This is a genomic window from uncultured Chitinibacter sp. (assembly GCF_945957625.1).
Lineage (GTDB): Bacteria > Pseudomonadota > Gammaproteobacteria > Burkholderiales > Chitinibacteraceae > Chitinibacter > Chitinibacter tainanensis.
Genome location: NZ_CAMFLP010000018.1, coordinates 15,881 through 29,427 on the forward strand (window position 1 = coordinate 15,881; position 13,547 = coordinate 29,427).

A 13,547-nucleotide genomic window follows, 5' to 3' on the forward strand; every position below is an offset into this window, starting at 1 on the left:
AGGGGATCAGCATGGCCACTACCAGAAGCAAGAGCCCAGCTGTGAAAGAATTCACCTTCCGCTGGGAAGGCAAGGATAGAACCAATAAAATCGTAAAAGGCGAAATGCGCGCCAGCGGGGAGAGCGTAGTCAAAAGTACGCTACGCCGCCAAGGCATCAACGTCACTAGTGTGAAGAAAGTACGCCTAGGTGCAGGACGTAAAATCACCGAACTAGACATCACCATGTTCACCCGCCAATTGGCCACCATGCTGAAATCAGGCGTCCCGCTGTTGACAGCCTTTGATATCGTTGCCAAGGGGCATAGCAACCCCTCCGTCACCAAACTTTTAATGGAAATCAAAACGGATATCGAAACCGGCTCATCGTTGACGCAGGCTTTTCGCAAGCACCCAATGCACTTTGACAATCTGTACTGCAACCTCGTACAGGCTGGTGAACAGGCCGGTATTCTTGACGCCCTGCTAGCGCGTCTAGCGACATACAAAGAAAAAATTCTGGCTGTTAAAAAGAAAATCAAATCGGCAATGTTTTACCCAACCGCGGTCATTGTGGCCGCATTTGTCATCACTGCCGTGATTATGATTTTCGTAATTCCAGCCTTCAAAGAGTTATTCTCGAGCTTTGGTGCGGATCTACCTGGCCCCACGCTCTTAGTGATGGCCATTTCGGACTTTTTTGTCCAATACTGGTGGCTTATCTTCGGCGTGATTGGCGGCGGTATTTATAGCTTCCTACAAATCTGGCGCCGTTCCGAGAAGGTCCAGTTCTTCATGGACCGCCTACTCCTTAAACTGCCTGTATTCGGTGAAATCGTCAAAAACGCAACGATTGCTCGCTGGACCCGCACCCTCGCAACGATGTTTGCAGCCGGTGTGCCACTGGTAGAGTCGCTCGACTCAGTCGGCGGGGCCGCTGGCAATATTATCTATAAACTCGCGACAAGCCGCATTCAGTCCGAAGTGAGCACCGGCACCAGCCTCACTACTGCAATGCAAAACGCCAATGTATTTCCCAATATGGTGTTACAGATGACTTCGATTGGCGAAGAGTCCGGCTCTCTGGATAGCATGCTCGGCAAGGTCGCCGACTACTACGAAGAAGAAGTCGATAATGCTGTAGAAGCACTTTCCAGCCTGATGGAGCCGATCATCATGGTGGTATTAGGCACCTTGATCGGTGGCTTAGTGGTAGCAATGTATCTGCCAATTTTCAAAATGGGTGCGGCGGTCGGCTAATGGATTATCTCTTTGAACCGAACATCCTGATCTGGATCGCAGGTATTTTGGGCTTGCTGGTTGGAAGCTTTCTGAATGTAGTCATTCATCGTTTACCGATTATGATGGAGGCCAGTTTTAAGCAGGAATGCCAGACCTACTTCCCCGAAGCAAAACAAACGGCCACCAGCGCCAAATACACATTGGTAGTACCACGTTCTGCGTGCCCTCATTGCGGGCACCAGATCAAGGCCAGTGAGAACATCCCGGTCATCAGCTGGTTATTCCTGCAGGGCAAGTGCTCAAATTGCCAAGCTGCCATCAGCATTCGTTATCCCACGGTTGAGCTGGCCACCGCCATTTTGAGTGCTTTGCTCGCTTGGAAATTTGGCCCTAGTTTGCAATTACTCTGCGCCCTGCCTTTTGCTTGGGCTCTAATCGCATTGATCATGATCGATGCTGATACCTATCTTTTACCCGACTCGATCACCCTACCCTTAGTTTGGGCGGGGCTACTTGCCAATAGCTTTGCTTTGTTTACCAGCTTACCCTCGGCAGTATATGGCGCTGCATTAGGCTATTTAAGCCTTTGGAGCATATACTGGCTATTCAAGCTCGTAACAGGGAAAGAAGGCATGGGCTACGGCGACTTCAAATTACTTGCAGCACTAGGCGCGTGGCTAGGTGCTAGTAGCTTGCCAGCGATTATTCTTCTGTCATCCTTGGCCGGAGCAGCAATCGGCATTGTGATGGTGATTGGCAAAAACCGCGGTTGGAATAAGCCATTACCCTTCGGCCCCTACCTAGGCATCGCGGGGATTTTGGCCCTGTTCTTTGGTCCAGAGCTTAACCATTTGCTGTATGGCCTCTAAGCGGCCGGTTATCGGCCTGACTGGCGGCATCGGCTCTGGCAAATCTACCTTTGCTGCAATCTGGCAACAGCTCGGCATCGGTGTCATCGATGCCGATGCACAGGCCCATGAATTAAGCCAAGCCAACTCCCCCCTGACTCCCCAAGTTGCGCAGGCTTTTGGCCCAAATGCAGTTGCAAATGATGGCACATTAAATCGAGCATGGTTGCGCGATGCCGTCTTTAGCAATCCCGACGCCAAAGTCAGACTCGAATCCATTTTTCAACCGGCCATTCTCCAAACCTGTCTGCAGGCCATCGCAACGATCGAGAGCGAATACATCATCTTTATGGTGCCGCTACTGCATGAAACACCAAGCTTTCGTGCGCACTGCGATGAAACGGCGACCATCTTGGCAGATACCGAGCTAAGGATACGTCGCGTGATGCAACGCTCAGCTTTAACCCGCGAAACTGTCGTATCGATTATGAATAATCAATTGGGCGATGACGAACGCGGACATCTTAGCGATTACTTGCTTTACAATAATGGGTCTAAGCTTGATATTGTGTATCAGGTAAACCGGCTTCATCGAAAAATACTGGCAGAGATCAGCAAGCGCCATCCCTGCCATTTTTCCTCCCAAAGTGGAACTTGAAGGGCAGCATCACGTGATTAGCTACGAATTCCCGATCAATGAACGCATTCGCACCTTGCTGCGCCTTGAAGAGCTGTATGTGCGCACTAGCAAGCTGGTTGCCCGGGAAGATGCACTTGATCACCACATGGCCTTGCTGGGTATTTTTGAGATTATGGAAGTGGCCAGCCGTGCGGATCTGAAATCAGACCTGCTGCAAGAGCTGGAACGCCAACGCCAAGCCCTAGCCGCCCTACGCAATAATCCGCATATCTCCGAAGATGCCCTTGAGCAAGTGTTGGGCGAGATTGAAATCACGCATACCAATTTACTGGATATGACTGGCAAGTTTGGCCAATACCTGCGCGAGAATGAATGGCTAATGGCCATTAAGCAGCGTGTGTCCATTCCAGGTGGCGTGTGCGAGTTTGATCTGCCCTCTTATCACTACTGGCGCAAACAAAGCGCTGATCGCCGCCGCGCCGACTTGGAGCGCTGGCTAACACCATTGCTACCAATTAAAAACGGCCTCGATATCGTTTTGAAGCTATTGCGTGACTCAGGCAAGAGTACGCACTACACCGCCAAGGCCGGCTGTTTTCAGCAAGTGTCGGGCGGCAAAACCGTGCAGATGCTAAAAGTCTCTTTACCGACCGATGTACCGGCAGTCCCGGAGCTATCTGCTAACCGCTATGCGATCAATATTCGCTTTATCGTGCCTTCCACCAGCGGTGAACGCGCCAAGGTCATCGAAACCGATCTCAACTTCACGCTAACTTATTGCAACTTGTAATGCCATCAGTACTCTGCCCGATCTGCAAATCCCAAACTGAATACTCCACGAGCAATCCATTTCGACCTTTTTGCAGTGAGCGCTGCAAATTAATCGATCTGGGCGAATGGGCCAGCGAGAAATATCGCGTCGCCGACAGCGCCGAAGTTGATCCACTCGAGTTATTGCAGGCACAATTGGCACCCCAGCATTAAGTAGTAAGCCAAGCGCAACTCAAACATCATTTAATTTTCACCGCATAGCAATATGCGCCAGCTAACGTATGAGAAACACACGACGAGGTTTCTCATGCACCACGCCCTCACGCACAGCCATACCAGCTCACGCACCGGCAAAATTACTGTTGCCCTGGCCACTTCGAAAGATCAAATCCGCGCCGCACAAGCCCTGCGCTATCGCATCTTTGCGGATGAAATGGGCGCCAAACTCAACACCAAAGAGTTCGGGATTGATGAAGATCTGTTCGATGCCTATTGCGACCACTTGATCGCCATGAATGATGAAACCGGTGAAGTTGTTGGCACCTATCGCATCTTGCCGCCACATCAAGCCAAAAAAGTAGGCAGCTATTATTCAGATATCGAATTTGATCTGACTCGTTTACAACACATCCGTCCGCAGCTGGTTGAATTTGGTCGCTCCTGTGTCGATGCCAACTACCGCACGGGCTCTACCATCGCCCGCTTATGGGCAGGCTTGTCGCAATACATGCGGCAAAACAATTATCAATACATGATGGGCTGCGCTTCCATCCCACTTTCTGATGGTGGCCACCGGGCTACAAGCTTATACAACCAACTTAAAGCAGCATCTTACGCGCCGATTGAATGGCGAGTTTTTCCGCGCCATCCATTACCCCTCGCTGGGTTGGCGGGGCAAATCGAAGTTGAAATCCCGCCTTTGATTAAAGGCTATATCAAGGCCGGCGCAATGGTGTGCGGCGAACCTGCGTGGGATCCAGACTTCAACTCAGCAGACTTTTTTATGCTACTGCCAATGAATGCCCTGAATGCACGCCATGTGCGACACTTCAGCCGTTAAGCTCTACGGCAATGGCACATTCCGCTACACTGTAAGGTAATTGGTATTAGATTAGAGCAGCAATGAAATATCTTCTGCGTGGCCTGCAGCTGGCCTTACTCCTTGGGAGCGGCCTGTTTCAGGTCACATTTGTTTTGCCACGACTTAGTTATCAGCAACGTGGTACAAAGATCAAACAATGGTCACTGAAGCTGATTGCTGTGTTCGATCTGCAATTAGAAATCCACGGCCAAATCGACACCCAGGCCGGCAATCTACTGTATGCGGGCAATCATATTTCGTGGCTTGATATATTCGCACTTAAAAGCCAATTTCATTCAGGTTTTGTCGCTAAATCTGAGATTGCAGGCTGGCCATTAGTCGGCCGACTCTGCCAAGGCGCAGGCACATTCTTTATTAATCGGCAACGCATCAAAGACACCAAACTCGTTAACGAACAGATTAGTGCTGCAATGCGGGCGGGCGAATGCATTAGCTTTTTCCCTGAAGGCACTACCAGCAACGGCCGCCAAGTATTACCTTTCAAAGGTTCGCTGATTCAAGCTGTGATGAATTCTGAAGGCACCATTCAGCCGTTTTACCTGAACTACACACTCAACGGCAAACAAACCGACTTGGCTGCCTACATCGACGATATTAGCTTCGAGCAATCGATGCATACGTTGATGAAACACTCTGGGCTGGTGTTTCATCTCTACTATCTGCCGCCAATCAGCATTACTGGCAAAACTCGCGCCGAGCTCACCAGCGAATTACAACATGTGATTGAACAACAGCATCATGCTTTCATGCTTCAATATGCTGATAAGCAGCCAATGCAGCTTGGCTAAAGAGTTCACCAGTTTCTAAGCAAAAGGCCGTTAAAGCACCACCCCAGACACAACCACTATCCAAGGCCACATATGCAGGCGTTTTGCGCACACCAAGCGCGGACCAATGCCCAAACAAAACTGGGGCAGCTGCATTGCCTAACTGTTCTCGCACCACAAACCAAGGTTGCAAATTGTGTGGAGCAGTATCCAACTCGCCTTTAAATTTAAAGTCGAGTTTGCCATCCGGTTCGCAAAAGCGCATGCGAGTAAAACTATTAATGGCAAAACGGAATAAACCATCCTCGTCATCATTGATATCGAACCGACGCGGTTTATTGCCATACATGTCCGCAAACCATAGCTTGCGTTCCGCAGAACTATAACGCAGCCGGGCAAAATTAGCCCAATACTCTGCCTCCGTATCAGCCCATACGGGATTGATTCCGGCGTGGCTGAGCATATACCCCTGCCTTTTTAGTAATAAAGGTTGCTGCAGTAGCCACTCACACCAATTCTCGCACTCAGGATCAGCAAGTATCTCAGCTAAAGTATCCAAGCCTTTTGGCTGCGCGAAACCAAGCCAACACGCCAGCAGATGCAAATCATGATTGCCAAGTACGAGTTCAACAAGGTCTCGATGCGTATACGCCCATGCCAACACTTCACGCGAACCGGGCCCACGGTTGACTAAATCCCCCAGGAAAATCAGCCGATCTTCTGCCGGATTAAAGCGCACTAGTGCAAGAAGGCGGCTGAACTCTGCAAAACAGCCTTGTACATCACCGATTACATAGGTAGCCATAAAATCCACACAAAGAAAAAGCCGACCTAGAAAGGTCGGCTTTTCATTTTGAAACTACTTATTCAGCAGCTTCAACTTCTTCCGGGCGGTCAACCAGCTCAACATACGCCATAGGCGCGTTGTCGCCAACACGGAAACCACATTTCAGGATACGCAGATAGCCGCCGTTACGTGCAGCATAGCGTGGACCCAGAACGTCGAACAGTTTAACCACGATCTCGCGATCACGAGTGCGGTCAAATGCCAGACGGCGGTTAGCCAATGAAGGTTTTTTACCCAGAGTAATCAGGGGCTCGGCCACGCGACGCAGTTCTTTCGCTTTTGGCAGAGTGGTTTTGATTACTTCGTGCTTCAACAAGGCATTAGCCAAGTTGCGCAACATCGCCAGACGATGGCTCGACGTGCGATTCAGTTTACGATTAGAAAGACGATGACGCATTTGTCAATTCCTTTGCTAGTACCAGCTTAAGGCTTATCTAAGCCAGCTGGTGGCCAGTTTTCAAGGCGCATGCCAAGGCTAAGGCCTTTGGAAGCCAAGACCTCTTTGATCTCGTTCAACGATTTACGACCCAAGTTAGGCGCTTTAAGCAACTCGGTTTCGGTACGTTGAATCAGATCGCCGATGTAATAGATGTTTTCCGCTTTCAAGCAGTTCGCTGAACGTACGGTCAACTCGAGATCATCTACTGGACGCAGCAGAATCGGATCGATGGTGACTTGTGGCTCAACTACTTTCTCTTCTTGCGTACCTTCCAGATCAGCAAATACGCCGAGCTGGTCGATCAGCATACGCGCAGCCTGACGCACAGCCTCATCCGGCTCGATTACGCCATTGGTTTCAATGTCGATAATCAGACGGTCAAGATCAGTACGCTGTTCAACACGTGCGCTTTCAACTTGATAGCTCACGCGGCGGATAGGGCTGAATGAAGCATCCAGGATGATAGTACCGATAGAACGGCCTTCATCTTTGTTCAGACGAGCAGGAGCAGGCTGATAGCCGCGACCTTTCTCGACAGTGATTTCCATGCTCAGCTTGCCACCCGCAGACAGGTGCGCAATGACATGATCAGGGTTAATCACCTCTACATCATGCGGCAACTGAATGTCGGAAGCCTTGACGACACCCTCACCCTCTTTAGTTAGGGTAAGAGTGACAGAATCCCGACCATGCAGTTTCAGCACAACGCCTTTCAGGTTCAACAGGATATCGACTACGTCTTCCTGTACGCCATCCAATGCGGAATATTCGTGAACTACACCGTCAATCTTAACTTCGGTCGGTGCGTAACCGGCCATTGAAGAAAGAAGAATCCGGCGAAGCGCATTACCGAGAGTATGGCCATAACCACGCTCAAACGGCTCCATAACGACCTTAGCGTGAGCTTGAGCCAGAGCCTGCACATCAATAATGCGCGGTTTGAGCAACTCGTTTGCGTTAATTTGCATAAGTCAGTATCCCTTGCCAACTGGTTCAGGTTATTACTTGGAGTAGAATTCAACTACCAGCGATTCATTGATATCGCTAGACAGATCTGAACGCTCTGGCATGTTTTTGAACACGCCTTCCATTTTTTTAGCATCAACCTGTACCCAGCTCGGGAAGCCAATGCCTTCAGCCAAGCTCAACGCTTCCTGAATACGTACTTGCTTCTTAGCTTTTTCACGTACGGCAACAACATCACCCGCTTTCACTTGGAAAGAAGGAATGTTCACAACGTTACCGTTAACGGTGATTGACTTGTGGGAAACCAGTTGACGAGATTCGGCACGAGTAGAGCCGTATCCCATACGATAAACTACGTTGTCCAGACGGCTTTCCAGCAGCTTCAACAGGTTTTCACCAGTTGAACCTTTGCGGCGAGCAGCCTCTTCAAAGTAGCGACGGAACTGACGTTCCAGCACGCCGTAAATGCGACGGATCTTTTGCTTTTCGCGCAGATGTACGCCGTAGTCCGACAGACGCGTATTTTTCTTAGCGCCATGCTGGCCTGGGGCTTGTTCCAGCTTGCACTTGCTGTCGAGCGAACGACGAGCGCTTTTCAAGAACAGATCCGTGCCTTCGCGGCGTGCAAGTTTGCACTTGGGTCCAATATAACGAGCCATTTCTTACTCCGAAATTAGATACGACGCTTTTTCGCAGGACGGCAGCCGTTGTGCGGAACAGGCGTCACATCCGAGATACTGGTAATTTTGAAGCCCAGTGCGTTCAAAGCGCGCACTGATGATTCACGACCAGGGCCCGGACCCTTGATGCGTACTTCGAGGTTTTTAACACCATATTCTTGGGCAACTTTACCAGCAGCTTCTGCAGCAACCTGTGCGGCAAAAGGTGTACTTTTACGAGAGCCCTTAAAACCAGCACCGCCCGAGGTAGCCCAAGATAAAGCATTGCCTTGGCGATCAGTGATGGTAATGATCGTGTTATTGAAGGAAGCGTGAACGTGCACGATACCTTCAGACACGCTCTTTTTGACTTTCTTACGTACACGAGCTGTGTTTGCTTTAGCCATAATTTATGTCCTTAATTACTTCTTGCCAGCGATGGCTTTACGCGGACCCTTACGAGTGCGCGCGTTAGTTTTAGTACGCTGACCGCGAACCGGCAGGCCTTTGCGATGGCGGAAGCCACGATAGCAGCCAAGGTCCATCAGACGCTTGATGCTCATAGTGATTTCACGACGCAGATCACCTTCAACGGTGAATTTGCCTACTTCGTCGCGCAGTTTGTCAAGTTCAGCTTCACTGAGATCTTTAACTTTCTTGCTAGGCTCAATAGCAGTAGCAGCACAAATCGCTTTAGCGCGAGTTTGGCCGATACCGTAGATTGCCTGCAGACCGATCACAGTATGCTGATGATTAGGGATATTAACCCCAGCAATACGGGCCATACTTCTTACCCCAGGTTAAAAAGTCTTGGATTATTGTCTCGGAAATTGGCGAACCAATTAACCTTGACGCTGCTTGTGCCGTGGGTCGGTGCAGATTACGCGCACAATACGATTGCGGCGAATAATCTTGCAGTTACGGCAGATTTTCTTGACCGATGCTTGAACTCTCATGGTCTATCCTTTGGGAACAAAGAAAAATCCCAGTCAACAAAAGCATTGACTGGAATACGATGCGCCTACTGTCCCTGACTGCACCAATTCCAGAGCGCAATCGAATTCCAGTAAAGCCCACGACTATAACACACCGCAGAACTTATGGAAAGACGAACAATAGCCACACGTCAGTTAAGATGCCCAGCATATAGCTGGGCATCCAATTAAAACAGCACAACGTTTAGTTCTTGAAGTTTGCCTTTTTCAGCAAACTCTCATACTGGTGCGACATAATGTATGACTGCATCTGCGCCATAAAGTCCATTGTCACCACCACCAAGATCAGCAGCGAAGTACCACCAAAGTAGAATGGAACATTCCACTTCAAAATCAAAAACTCAGGAATCAAACATACTAAAGTGATGTACACGGCACCAATCAGAGTCAATTTCATGATCAGTTTTTCAATGTACTTCGCTGTGTGATCACCCGGACGATAACCAGGAATCATGGCACCACTTTTCTTCAGGTTTTCAGCCGTTTCACGTGGGTTAAACACCAGCGCAGTGTAGAAAAAGCAGAAGAAAATAATCGCAGCAGCATAGAGCAGTACATACAGCGGCTGACCAGGATGCAACTTATCACCGATCGACTTCAGCCAATAGAAATGCTCGCTATTACCAGTCCAAGACAAAACAGTGGCTGGGAATAGAATAATTGATGATGCAAAAATGGGTGGAATTACGCCAGCCATGTTGAGCTTCAACGGCAGATGCGAGCTTTGCGCTTGCATCAGGCGATTACCAACTTGGCGTTTGGCATATTGTACTGGCACTTTGCGTTGGCCACGCTCAACAAATACCACCGCCGCAGTAAGGAGCACCACACCAACAAAAAGGAATAACACCAACAAGATAGGCAGAGAACCTTGGCTAGTCAGCTCAAGTGTTTTCCCAATTGCACCAGGCACACCAGCGGCAATACCTGCACAAATAATGATCGAAATACCATTCCCAAGGCCACGCTCAGTGATTTGCTCACCCAGCCACATCAGGAACATCGTGCCAGTTACCAAGCTAACCATGGTCACAGCAACAAAAAGCCATTGATCCAGCACCACTAAATTAGGCTGGCGATACAGCATCATCGCAATACCGAAACTCTGAGCGCTCGCCAAGAGAACGGTAAAGTAGCGGGTGTACTGAGTAATCTTGCGACGACCAGCTTCACCCTCTTTCTTCAACTGCTTCAAGTTAGGCAGAACTTCACCCGCCAGCTGAATGATAATCGAGGCCGAAATATACGGCATGATACCAATCGCAAACACGGTGAAGCGTGACAAAGCACCACCAGAGAACATATTGAACATATTCAACAGGCCAGTCTGTGAAGACTGGAACAAGTTAGCTAGCTCAACAGGATTGATCCCAGGTACCGGGATATGAGCACCGATGCGATATACAATCAGTGCACCAACTACAAACCAGATTCTCTTTTTGAGATCAGCAAATTTACTTGCTGATCCAGCAATAGCGGGATTTGCCACGTTCTGCCTAAACCTTTAAAAATTACTCTGCTACAGAACCACCAGCAGCTTCGATCGCAGCTTTGGCGCCTTTAGTCGCAGCAACACCTTTCAGCGTTACAGCGCGGCTAATTTCACCAGAGAAGATCACTTTGCAGCTGATTGCGTGCTGAGAAATCAGACCAGCTTGAACCAGGCTCAGCATATCGATCTCATTGATCGGCAGAGCTTGAAGTTCAGCCAGAGTAACTTCAGCATTTTTGCCTTGAGCCAGTGATTTAAAGCCGCGTTTTGGCAGACGACGCTGCAGAGGCATTTGACCGCCTTCAAAACCCACTTTATGGAAACCACCAGAACGAGACTTCTGACCTTTGTGACCACGACCTGCAGTCTTACCCAAGCCAGAGCCAATACCACGACCAACGCGTTTTGGAGCGTGCTTAGCGCCAACGCCCGGGTTCAGGTTATTGAGTTCCATGATTAACCCTCCACCTTCAGCAGATAGCTGATCTTATTGATCATGCCGCGGTTTTCAGGCGTATCAATAACTACAGACGAGCTGTTAGTTTTACGCAAGCCCAGACCACGCGCACACGCTTTATGTGACTCCAGACGGCCAATCAGGCTTTTAACCAGAGTTACTTTAACAGTTTTCACGTCGCTCATTGTGCACCCCCGAGAATTTCTTCTACGGATTTACCACGCTTAGCAGCGATCTCAGCTGGCGTATGCAGCTTAGACAAACCATCCAGAGTCGCACGAACGATATTGTATGGGTTGGTCGAGCCGTGGCATTTAGCAGTAATGTTATGAATACCCATTACTTCAAATACAGCACGCATAGGACCACCAGCAATAATACCGGTACCTTCTGGGGCTGGCTGCAAGAATACAGTAGTCGCACCGTGTTTACCGAACACTGTGTGCTGCACTGTACCATTGCGCAGATTTACTTTGATCATTTTGCGACGGGCTTCTTCCATCGCTTTTTGTACGGCTACCGGCACTTCTTTTGACTTGCCTTTACCCATACCAACGCCACCATCGCCGTCACCGACAACAGTCAACGCTGCAAAACCAAGAATACGACCGCCTTTAACGACTTTGGTAACGCGATTTACGCTTACCATCTTCTCACGAAGGCCGTCCTGACGATCTTCAATTTCGTTCTTAGCCATATTTAAACTCCAAACTCAATTAGAAGACGAGGCCAGCTTCACGAGCCGCATCAGCCAGTGCTTTTACACGGCCGTGGTATTTGAAACCTGAGCGATCGAAAGCTACGTTTTGCACGCCAGCAGCTTTTGCTTTTTCAGCGATCAGCTTGCCAACTGCAACCGCACTTGCAACGTTGCCGCCGTTCTTCACTTCACCACGCACTGCAGCCTCAACGGTGCTAGCTGAAGCCAAAACTTGGCTACCAGTTGCATCGAAGATTTGTGCATAGATATGGCTATTCGTGCGATGAACAGACAAACGTGCAACTTTAAGCTCCGCAATTTTGGCACGGGTTTTACGTGCGCGACGGAGTCTGCTTTGATTCTTATCCATGATTCAGCCTCGATTACTTCTTCTTGGTTTCTTTAATCACCACAACTTCGTCCGAGTAACGAACACCCTTGCCTTTGTAAGGCTCTGGCGAACGATAAGCGCGGATTTCAGCAGCGACTTGACCGAGAAGTTGTTTATCGGCACCCTTCAGAATGATTTCAGTCTGAGAAGGGGTTTCACATTTGATGCCAGCTGGCATTGGATGCGCAACAGGGTGAGAGAAACCCAATGACAGGTTCAGCACATCACCTTGTGCATGCGCACGATAACCAACACCAACCAACGTCAGTTTGCGCTCAAAGCCTTTGTTAACACCATTTACCATGTTGTTAACCAGTGCGCGCAATGTACCTGACATTGAACGGGCAAATTTGCTATTGCCATTAGCAGCAAATGTCACGTTACCGTCTTTCACTTCGACAGCAACATCAGCCACCACTGGTTGAGCCAAAGTACCTTGCGGGCCTTTAACTACGATTTGACCAGCGTCGACTTTAACTTCAACGCCGGCCGGAATTGCTACTGGATTCTTAGCTACGCGAGACATTGTGACACCTCATCAAGCAACGATGCACAGCAACTCGCCGCCAATACCATTGGCACGTGCTTTGCGGTCGGTCATCACACCCTTGGAAGTAGACAAGATTGCCACACCAAGACCATTCATTACGCTAGGAATCTCGCCGCTACCACGGTAGTCGCGCAGACCAGGCTTAGACACACGGTCAAGACGCTCAATAACTGGGCGACCTGCGTAGTATTTCAGCTCAATAGTCAGTACCGGCTTAACATCACCAGTAACAACGAAAGATTCAACATAACCTTCTTCGTGCAGTACTTTAGCGATAGCCACTTTCAGTTTTGAAGAAGGCATTACCACCGAAGCTTTTTCTGCACGCTGAGCGTTACGGATACGAGTCAGCATATCGGCGATAGGATCATGCATTGCCATGTTTTAGTTCTCCTATTACCAGCTAGCTTTAACAAGACCTGGAATCTCGCCTTTGAAAGCAAGATCACGCAGTTTGCTACGACCCAGACCGAACTTACGGAACACACCGCGGGCACGGCCAGTCAATTGACAACGATTACGCAGACGAACTGGCGAAGAATTCCGTGGCAGTTGCTGCAATTTCAGGCGGGCTTGGAATTGCTCTTCCTCACTCACCTTGCTGTCGTTAATAATTGCCAGAAGCTTTTCACGCTTGGCTGCGAATTTAGCAACCGCAGCTTCACGCTTGGCTTCACGATTAATCAGTGCAAGTTTAGCCATG

The 13,547-nt window shown here is 49.3% G+C and carries 22 protein-coding genes; 7 read left to right on the forward strand and 15 right to left on the reverse strand.

Going from position 1 to position 13,547, the window contains the following annotated elements; genetic code table 11:
• The first annotated feature begins 11 nt into the window (after positions 1-11).
• The 7 genes from QV747_RS15425 to QV747_RS15455 all read left to right on the forward strand — a co-directional run bounded on the left by QV747_RS15425 (position 12) and on the right by QV747_RS15455 (position 5,369).
• A complete protein-coding gene (locus tag QV747_RS15425) occupies positions 12-1,238 on the forward strand; it encodes a type II secretion system F family protein (RefSeq protein ID WP_273432309.1) in 1,227 nt (408 codons plus the stop codon).
• Complete coding sequence (locus QV747_RS15430) at positions 1,238-2,089, forward strand: A24 family peptidase (protein WP_273432310.1); 852 nt, start codon at positions 1,238-1,240, stop codon at positions 2,087-2,089. The genes QV747_RS15425 and QV747_RS15430 overlap by 1 nt, the downstream gene beginning before the upstream one ends.
• On the forward strand, positions 2,079-2,726 hold the full coding sequence (gene coaE, locus QV747_RS15435) for a dephospho-CoA kinase (protein ID WP_273432311.1): 648 nt from the start codon (positions 2,079-2,081) through the stop codon (positions 2,724-2,726). The genes QV747_RS15430 and coaE overlap by 11 nt, the downstream gene beginning before the upstream one ends.
• Positions 2,727-2,739: 13 nt before the next feature.
• Complete coding sequence (gene zapD, locus QV747_RS15440) at positions 2,740-3,498, forward strand: cell division protein ZapD (protein WP_273432312.1); 759 nt, start codon at positions 2,740-2,742, stop codon at positions 3,496-3,498.
• Entirely contained in the window at positions 3,498-3,692 is a 195-nt protein-coding gene (locus QV747_RS15445; protein ID WP_273432314.1) for a DNA gyrase inhibitor YacG, read from the forward strand. Before zapD ends, QV747_RS15445 begins: the two co-directional genes overlap by 1 nt.
• 52 nt (positions 3,693-3,744) lie before the next feature.
• Positions 3,745-4,539, forward strand: a complete 795-nt coding sequence (locus tag QV747_RS15450; protein WP_273432316.1) for a GNAT family N-acetyltransferase — start codon at positions 3,745-3,747, stop codon at positions 4,537-4,539.
• Between the two features lie 200 nt (positions 4,540-4,739).
• Positions 4,740-5,369, forward strand: a complete 630-nt coding sequence (locus QV747_RS15455) for a 1-acyl-sn-glycerol-3-phosphate acyltransferase (RefSeq protein WP_288791539.1) — start codon at positions 4,740-4,742, stop codon at positions 5,367-5,369.
• Here QV747_RS15455 and QV747_RS15460 read toward each other — a convergent pair.
• The 15 genes from QV747_RS15460 to rpsN form a co-directional block, all read right to left on the reverse strand.
• Positions 5,326-6,153, reverse strand: coding sequence for a symmetrical bis(5'-nucleosyl)-tetraphosphatase (locus QV747_RS15460; protein WP_273432319.1), 828 nt, complete (start codon positions 6,151-6,153; stop codon positions 5,326-5,328). The two genes, QV747_RS15455 and QV747_RS15460, sit on opposite strands and share 44 nt — an antisense overlap.
• Positions 6,154-6,211: 58 nt before the next feature.
• Positions 6,212-6,592 carry a 50S ribosomal protein L17 gene (gene rplQ, locus QV747_RS15465; RefSeq protein ID WP_028448416.1) on the reverse strand — a complete coding sequence of 127 codons (381 nt, stop codon included), beginning with the start codon at positions 6,590-6,592 and terminating at the stop codon, positions 6,212-6,214.
• Positions 6,593-6,618: 26 nt separating this feature from the next.
• Complete coding sequence (locus QV747_RS15470) at positions 6,619-7,602, reverse strand: DNA-directed RNA polymerase subunit alpha (RefSeq protein WP_034618537.1); 984 nt, start codon at positions 7,600-7,602, stop codon at positions 6,619-6,621.
• 33 nt (positions 7,603-7,635) lie between these two features.
• Positions 7,636-8,259 carry a 30S ribosomal protein S4 gene (gene rpsD / locus QV747_RS15475; protein WP_028448414.1) on the reverse strand — a complete coding sequence of 208 codons (624 nt, stop codon included), beginning with the start codon at positions 8,257-8,259 and terminating at the stop codon, positions 7,636-7,638.
• Between the two features lie 14 nt (positions 8,260-8,273).
• Positions 8,274-8,666, reverse strand: a complete 393-nt coding sequence (gene rpsK / locus QV747_RS15480; RefSeq protein WP_028448413.1) for a 30S ribosomal protein S11 — start codon at positions 8,664-8,666, stop codon at positions 8,274-8,276.
• A 15-nt stretch (positions 8,667-8,681) separates the two neighbouring features.
• Positions 8,682-9,044: a 30S ribosomal protein S13 gene (gene rpsM / locus QV747_RS15485; protein ID WP_028448412.1), complete on the reverse strand. Its 363-nt coding sequence runs from the start codon at positions 9,042-9,044 to the stop codon at positions 8,682-8,684.
• 57 nt (positions 9,045-9,101) lie between these two features.
• The gene (gene rpmJ / locus QV747_RS15490; RefSeq protein WP_081986638.1) at positions 9,102-9,215 is read right to left on the reverse strand and encodes a 50S ribosomal protein L36; all 114 of its coding nucleotides are present in this window, start codon (positions 9,213-9,215) and stop codon (positions 9,102-9,104) included.
• Positions 9,216-9,438: 223 nt separating this feature from the next.
• Positions 9,439-10,743 (reverse strand): preprotein translocase subunit SecY, encoded by a 1,305-nt coding sequence (secY, locus tag QV747_RS15495; protein WP_273432326.1) that lies wholly within the window; start codon positions 10,741-10,743, stop codon positions 9,439-9,441.
• 22 nt (positions 10,744-10,765) lie between these two features.
• Positions 10,766-11,200, reverse strand: a complete 435-nt coding sequence (gene rplO, locus QV747_RS15500; protein ID WP_273432328.1) for a 50S ribosomal protein L15 — start codon at positions 11,198-11,200, stop codon at positions 10,766-10,768.
• 2 nt (positions 11,201-11,202) lie between these two features.
• Positions 11,203-11,388: a 50S ribosomal protein L30 gene (rpmD, locus tag QV747_RS15505; RefSeq protein ID WP_028448409.1), complete on the reverse strand. Its 186-nt coding sequence runs from the start codon at positions 11,386-11,388 to the stop codon at positions 11,203-11,205.
• Positions 11,385-11,900 carry a 30S ribosomal protein S5 gene (gene rpsE / locus QV747_RS15510; RefSeq protein ID WP_028448408.1) on the reverse strand — a complete coding sequence of 172 codons (516 nt, stop codon included), beginning with the start codon at positions 11,898-11,900 and terminating at the stop codon, positions 11,385-11,387. The genes rpmD and rpsE overlap by 4 nt, the downstream gene beginning before the upstream one ends.
• Before the next feature lie 19 nt (positions 11,901-11,919).
• A complete protein-coding gene (rplR, locus tag QV747_RS15515) occupies positions 11,920-12,273 on the reverse strand; it encodes a 50S ribosomal protein L18 (protein WP_028448407.1) in 354 nt (117 codons plus the stop codon).
• Positions 12,274-12,286: 13 nt separating this feature from the next.
• Positions 12,287-12,820 carry a 50S ribosomal protein L6 gene (gene rplF / locus QV747_RS15520; protein ID WP_273432330.1) on the reverse strand — a complete coding sequence of 178 codons (534 nt, stop codon included), beginning with the start codon at positions 12,818-12,820 and terminating at the stop codon, positions 12,287-12,289.
• A gap of 12 nt (positions 12,821-12,832) precedes the next feature.
• Positions 12,833-13,225, reverse strand: coding sequence for a 30S ribosomal protein S8 (gene rpsH / locus QV747_RS15525; RefSeq protein ID WP_028448405.1), 393 nt, complete (start codon positions 13,223-13,225; stop codon positions 12,833-12,835).
• A gap of 15 nt (positions 13,226-13,240) precedes the next feature.
• Positions 13,241-13,546 carry a 30S ribosomal protein S14 gene (gene rpsN / locus QV747_RS15530; RefSeq protein WP_028448404.1) on the reverse strand — a complete coding sequence of 102 codons (306 nt, stop codon included), beginning with the start codon at positions 13,544-13,546 and terminating at the stop codon, positions 13,241-13,243.
• Position 13,547: the final 1 nt, after the last annotated feature.

Bases quoted from the DNA above. Each gene is read 5' to 3' on its own strand.
- QV747_RS15425 (WP_273432309.1), top strand. From the start codon at position 12: ATGGCCACTACCAGAAGCAAGAGCCCAGCTGTGAAAGAATTCACCTTC.
- rpmJ (WP_081986638.1), bottom strand. From the start codon at position 9,215: ATGAGAGTTCAAGCATCGGTCAAGAAAATCTGCCGTAACTGCAAGATT.
- rpsD (WP_028448414.1), bottom strand. From the start codon at position 8,259: ATGGCTCGTTATATTGGACCCAAGTGCAAACTTGCACGCCGCGAAGGC.
- QV747_RS15445 (WP_273432314.1), top strand. From the start codon at position 3,498: ATGCCATCAGTACTCTGCCCGATCTGCAAATCCCAAACTGAATACTCC.
- rpsK (WP_028448413.1), bottom strand. From the start codon at position 8,666: ATGGCTAAAGCAAACACAGCTCGTGTACGTAAGAAAGTCAAAAAGAGC.
- rpsN (WP_028448404.1), bottom strand. From the start codon at position 13,546: ATGGCTAAACTTGCACTGATTAATCGTGAAGCCAAGCGTGAAGCTGCG.
- rpmD (WP_028448409.1), bottom strand. From the start codon at position 11,388: ATGAGCGACGTGAAAACTGTTAAAGTAACTCTGGTTAAAAGCCTGATT.
- coaE (WP_273432311.1), top strand. From the start codon at position 2,079: ATGGCCTCTAAGCGGCCGGTTATCGGCCTGACTGGCGGCATCGGCTCT.
- rplR (WP_028448407.1), bottom strand. From the start codon at position 12,273: ATGGATAAGAATCAAAGCAGACTCCGTCGCGCACGTAAAACCCGTGCC.
- rpsE (WP_028448408.1), bottom strand. From the start codon at position 11,900: ATGGCTAAGAACGAAATTGAAGATCGTCAGGACGGCCTTCGTGAGAAG.
- rplQ (WP_028448416.1), bottom strand. From the start codon at position 6,592: ATGCGTCATCGTCTTTCTAATCGTAAACTGAATCGCACGTCGAGCCAT.
- QV747_RS15430 (WP_273432310.1), top strand. From the start codon at position 1,238: ATGGATTATCTCTTTGAACCGAACATCCTGATCTGGATCGCAGGTATT.
- QV747_RS15450 (WP_273432316.1), top strand. From the start codon at position 3,745: ATGCGCCAGCTAACGTATGAGAAACACACGACGAGGTTTCTCATGCAC.
- rplF (WP_273432330.1), bottom strand. From the start codon at position 12,820: ATGTCTCGCGTAGCTAAGAATCCAGTAGCAATTCCGGCCGGCGTTGAA.
- rpsM (WP_028448412.1), bottom strand. From the start codon at position 9,044: ATGGCCCGTATTGCTGGGGTTAATATCCCTAATCATCAGCATACTGTG.
- QV747_RS15460 (WP_273432319.1), bottom strand. From the start codon at position 6,153: ATGGCTACCTATGTAATCGGTGATGTACAAGGCTGTTTTGCAGAGTTC.
- QV747_RS15470 (WP_034618537.1), bottom strand. From the start codon at position 7,602: ATGCAAATTAACGCAAACGAGTTGCTCAAACCGCGCATTATTGATGTG.
- rplO (WP_273432328.1), bottom strand. From the start codon at position 11,200: ATGGAACTCAATAACCTGAACCCGGGCGTTGGCGCTAAGCACGCTCCA.
- rpsH (WP_028448405.1), bottom strand. From the start codon at position 13,225: ATGGCAATGCATGATCCTATCGCCGATATGCTGACTCGTATCCGTAAC.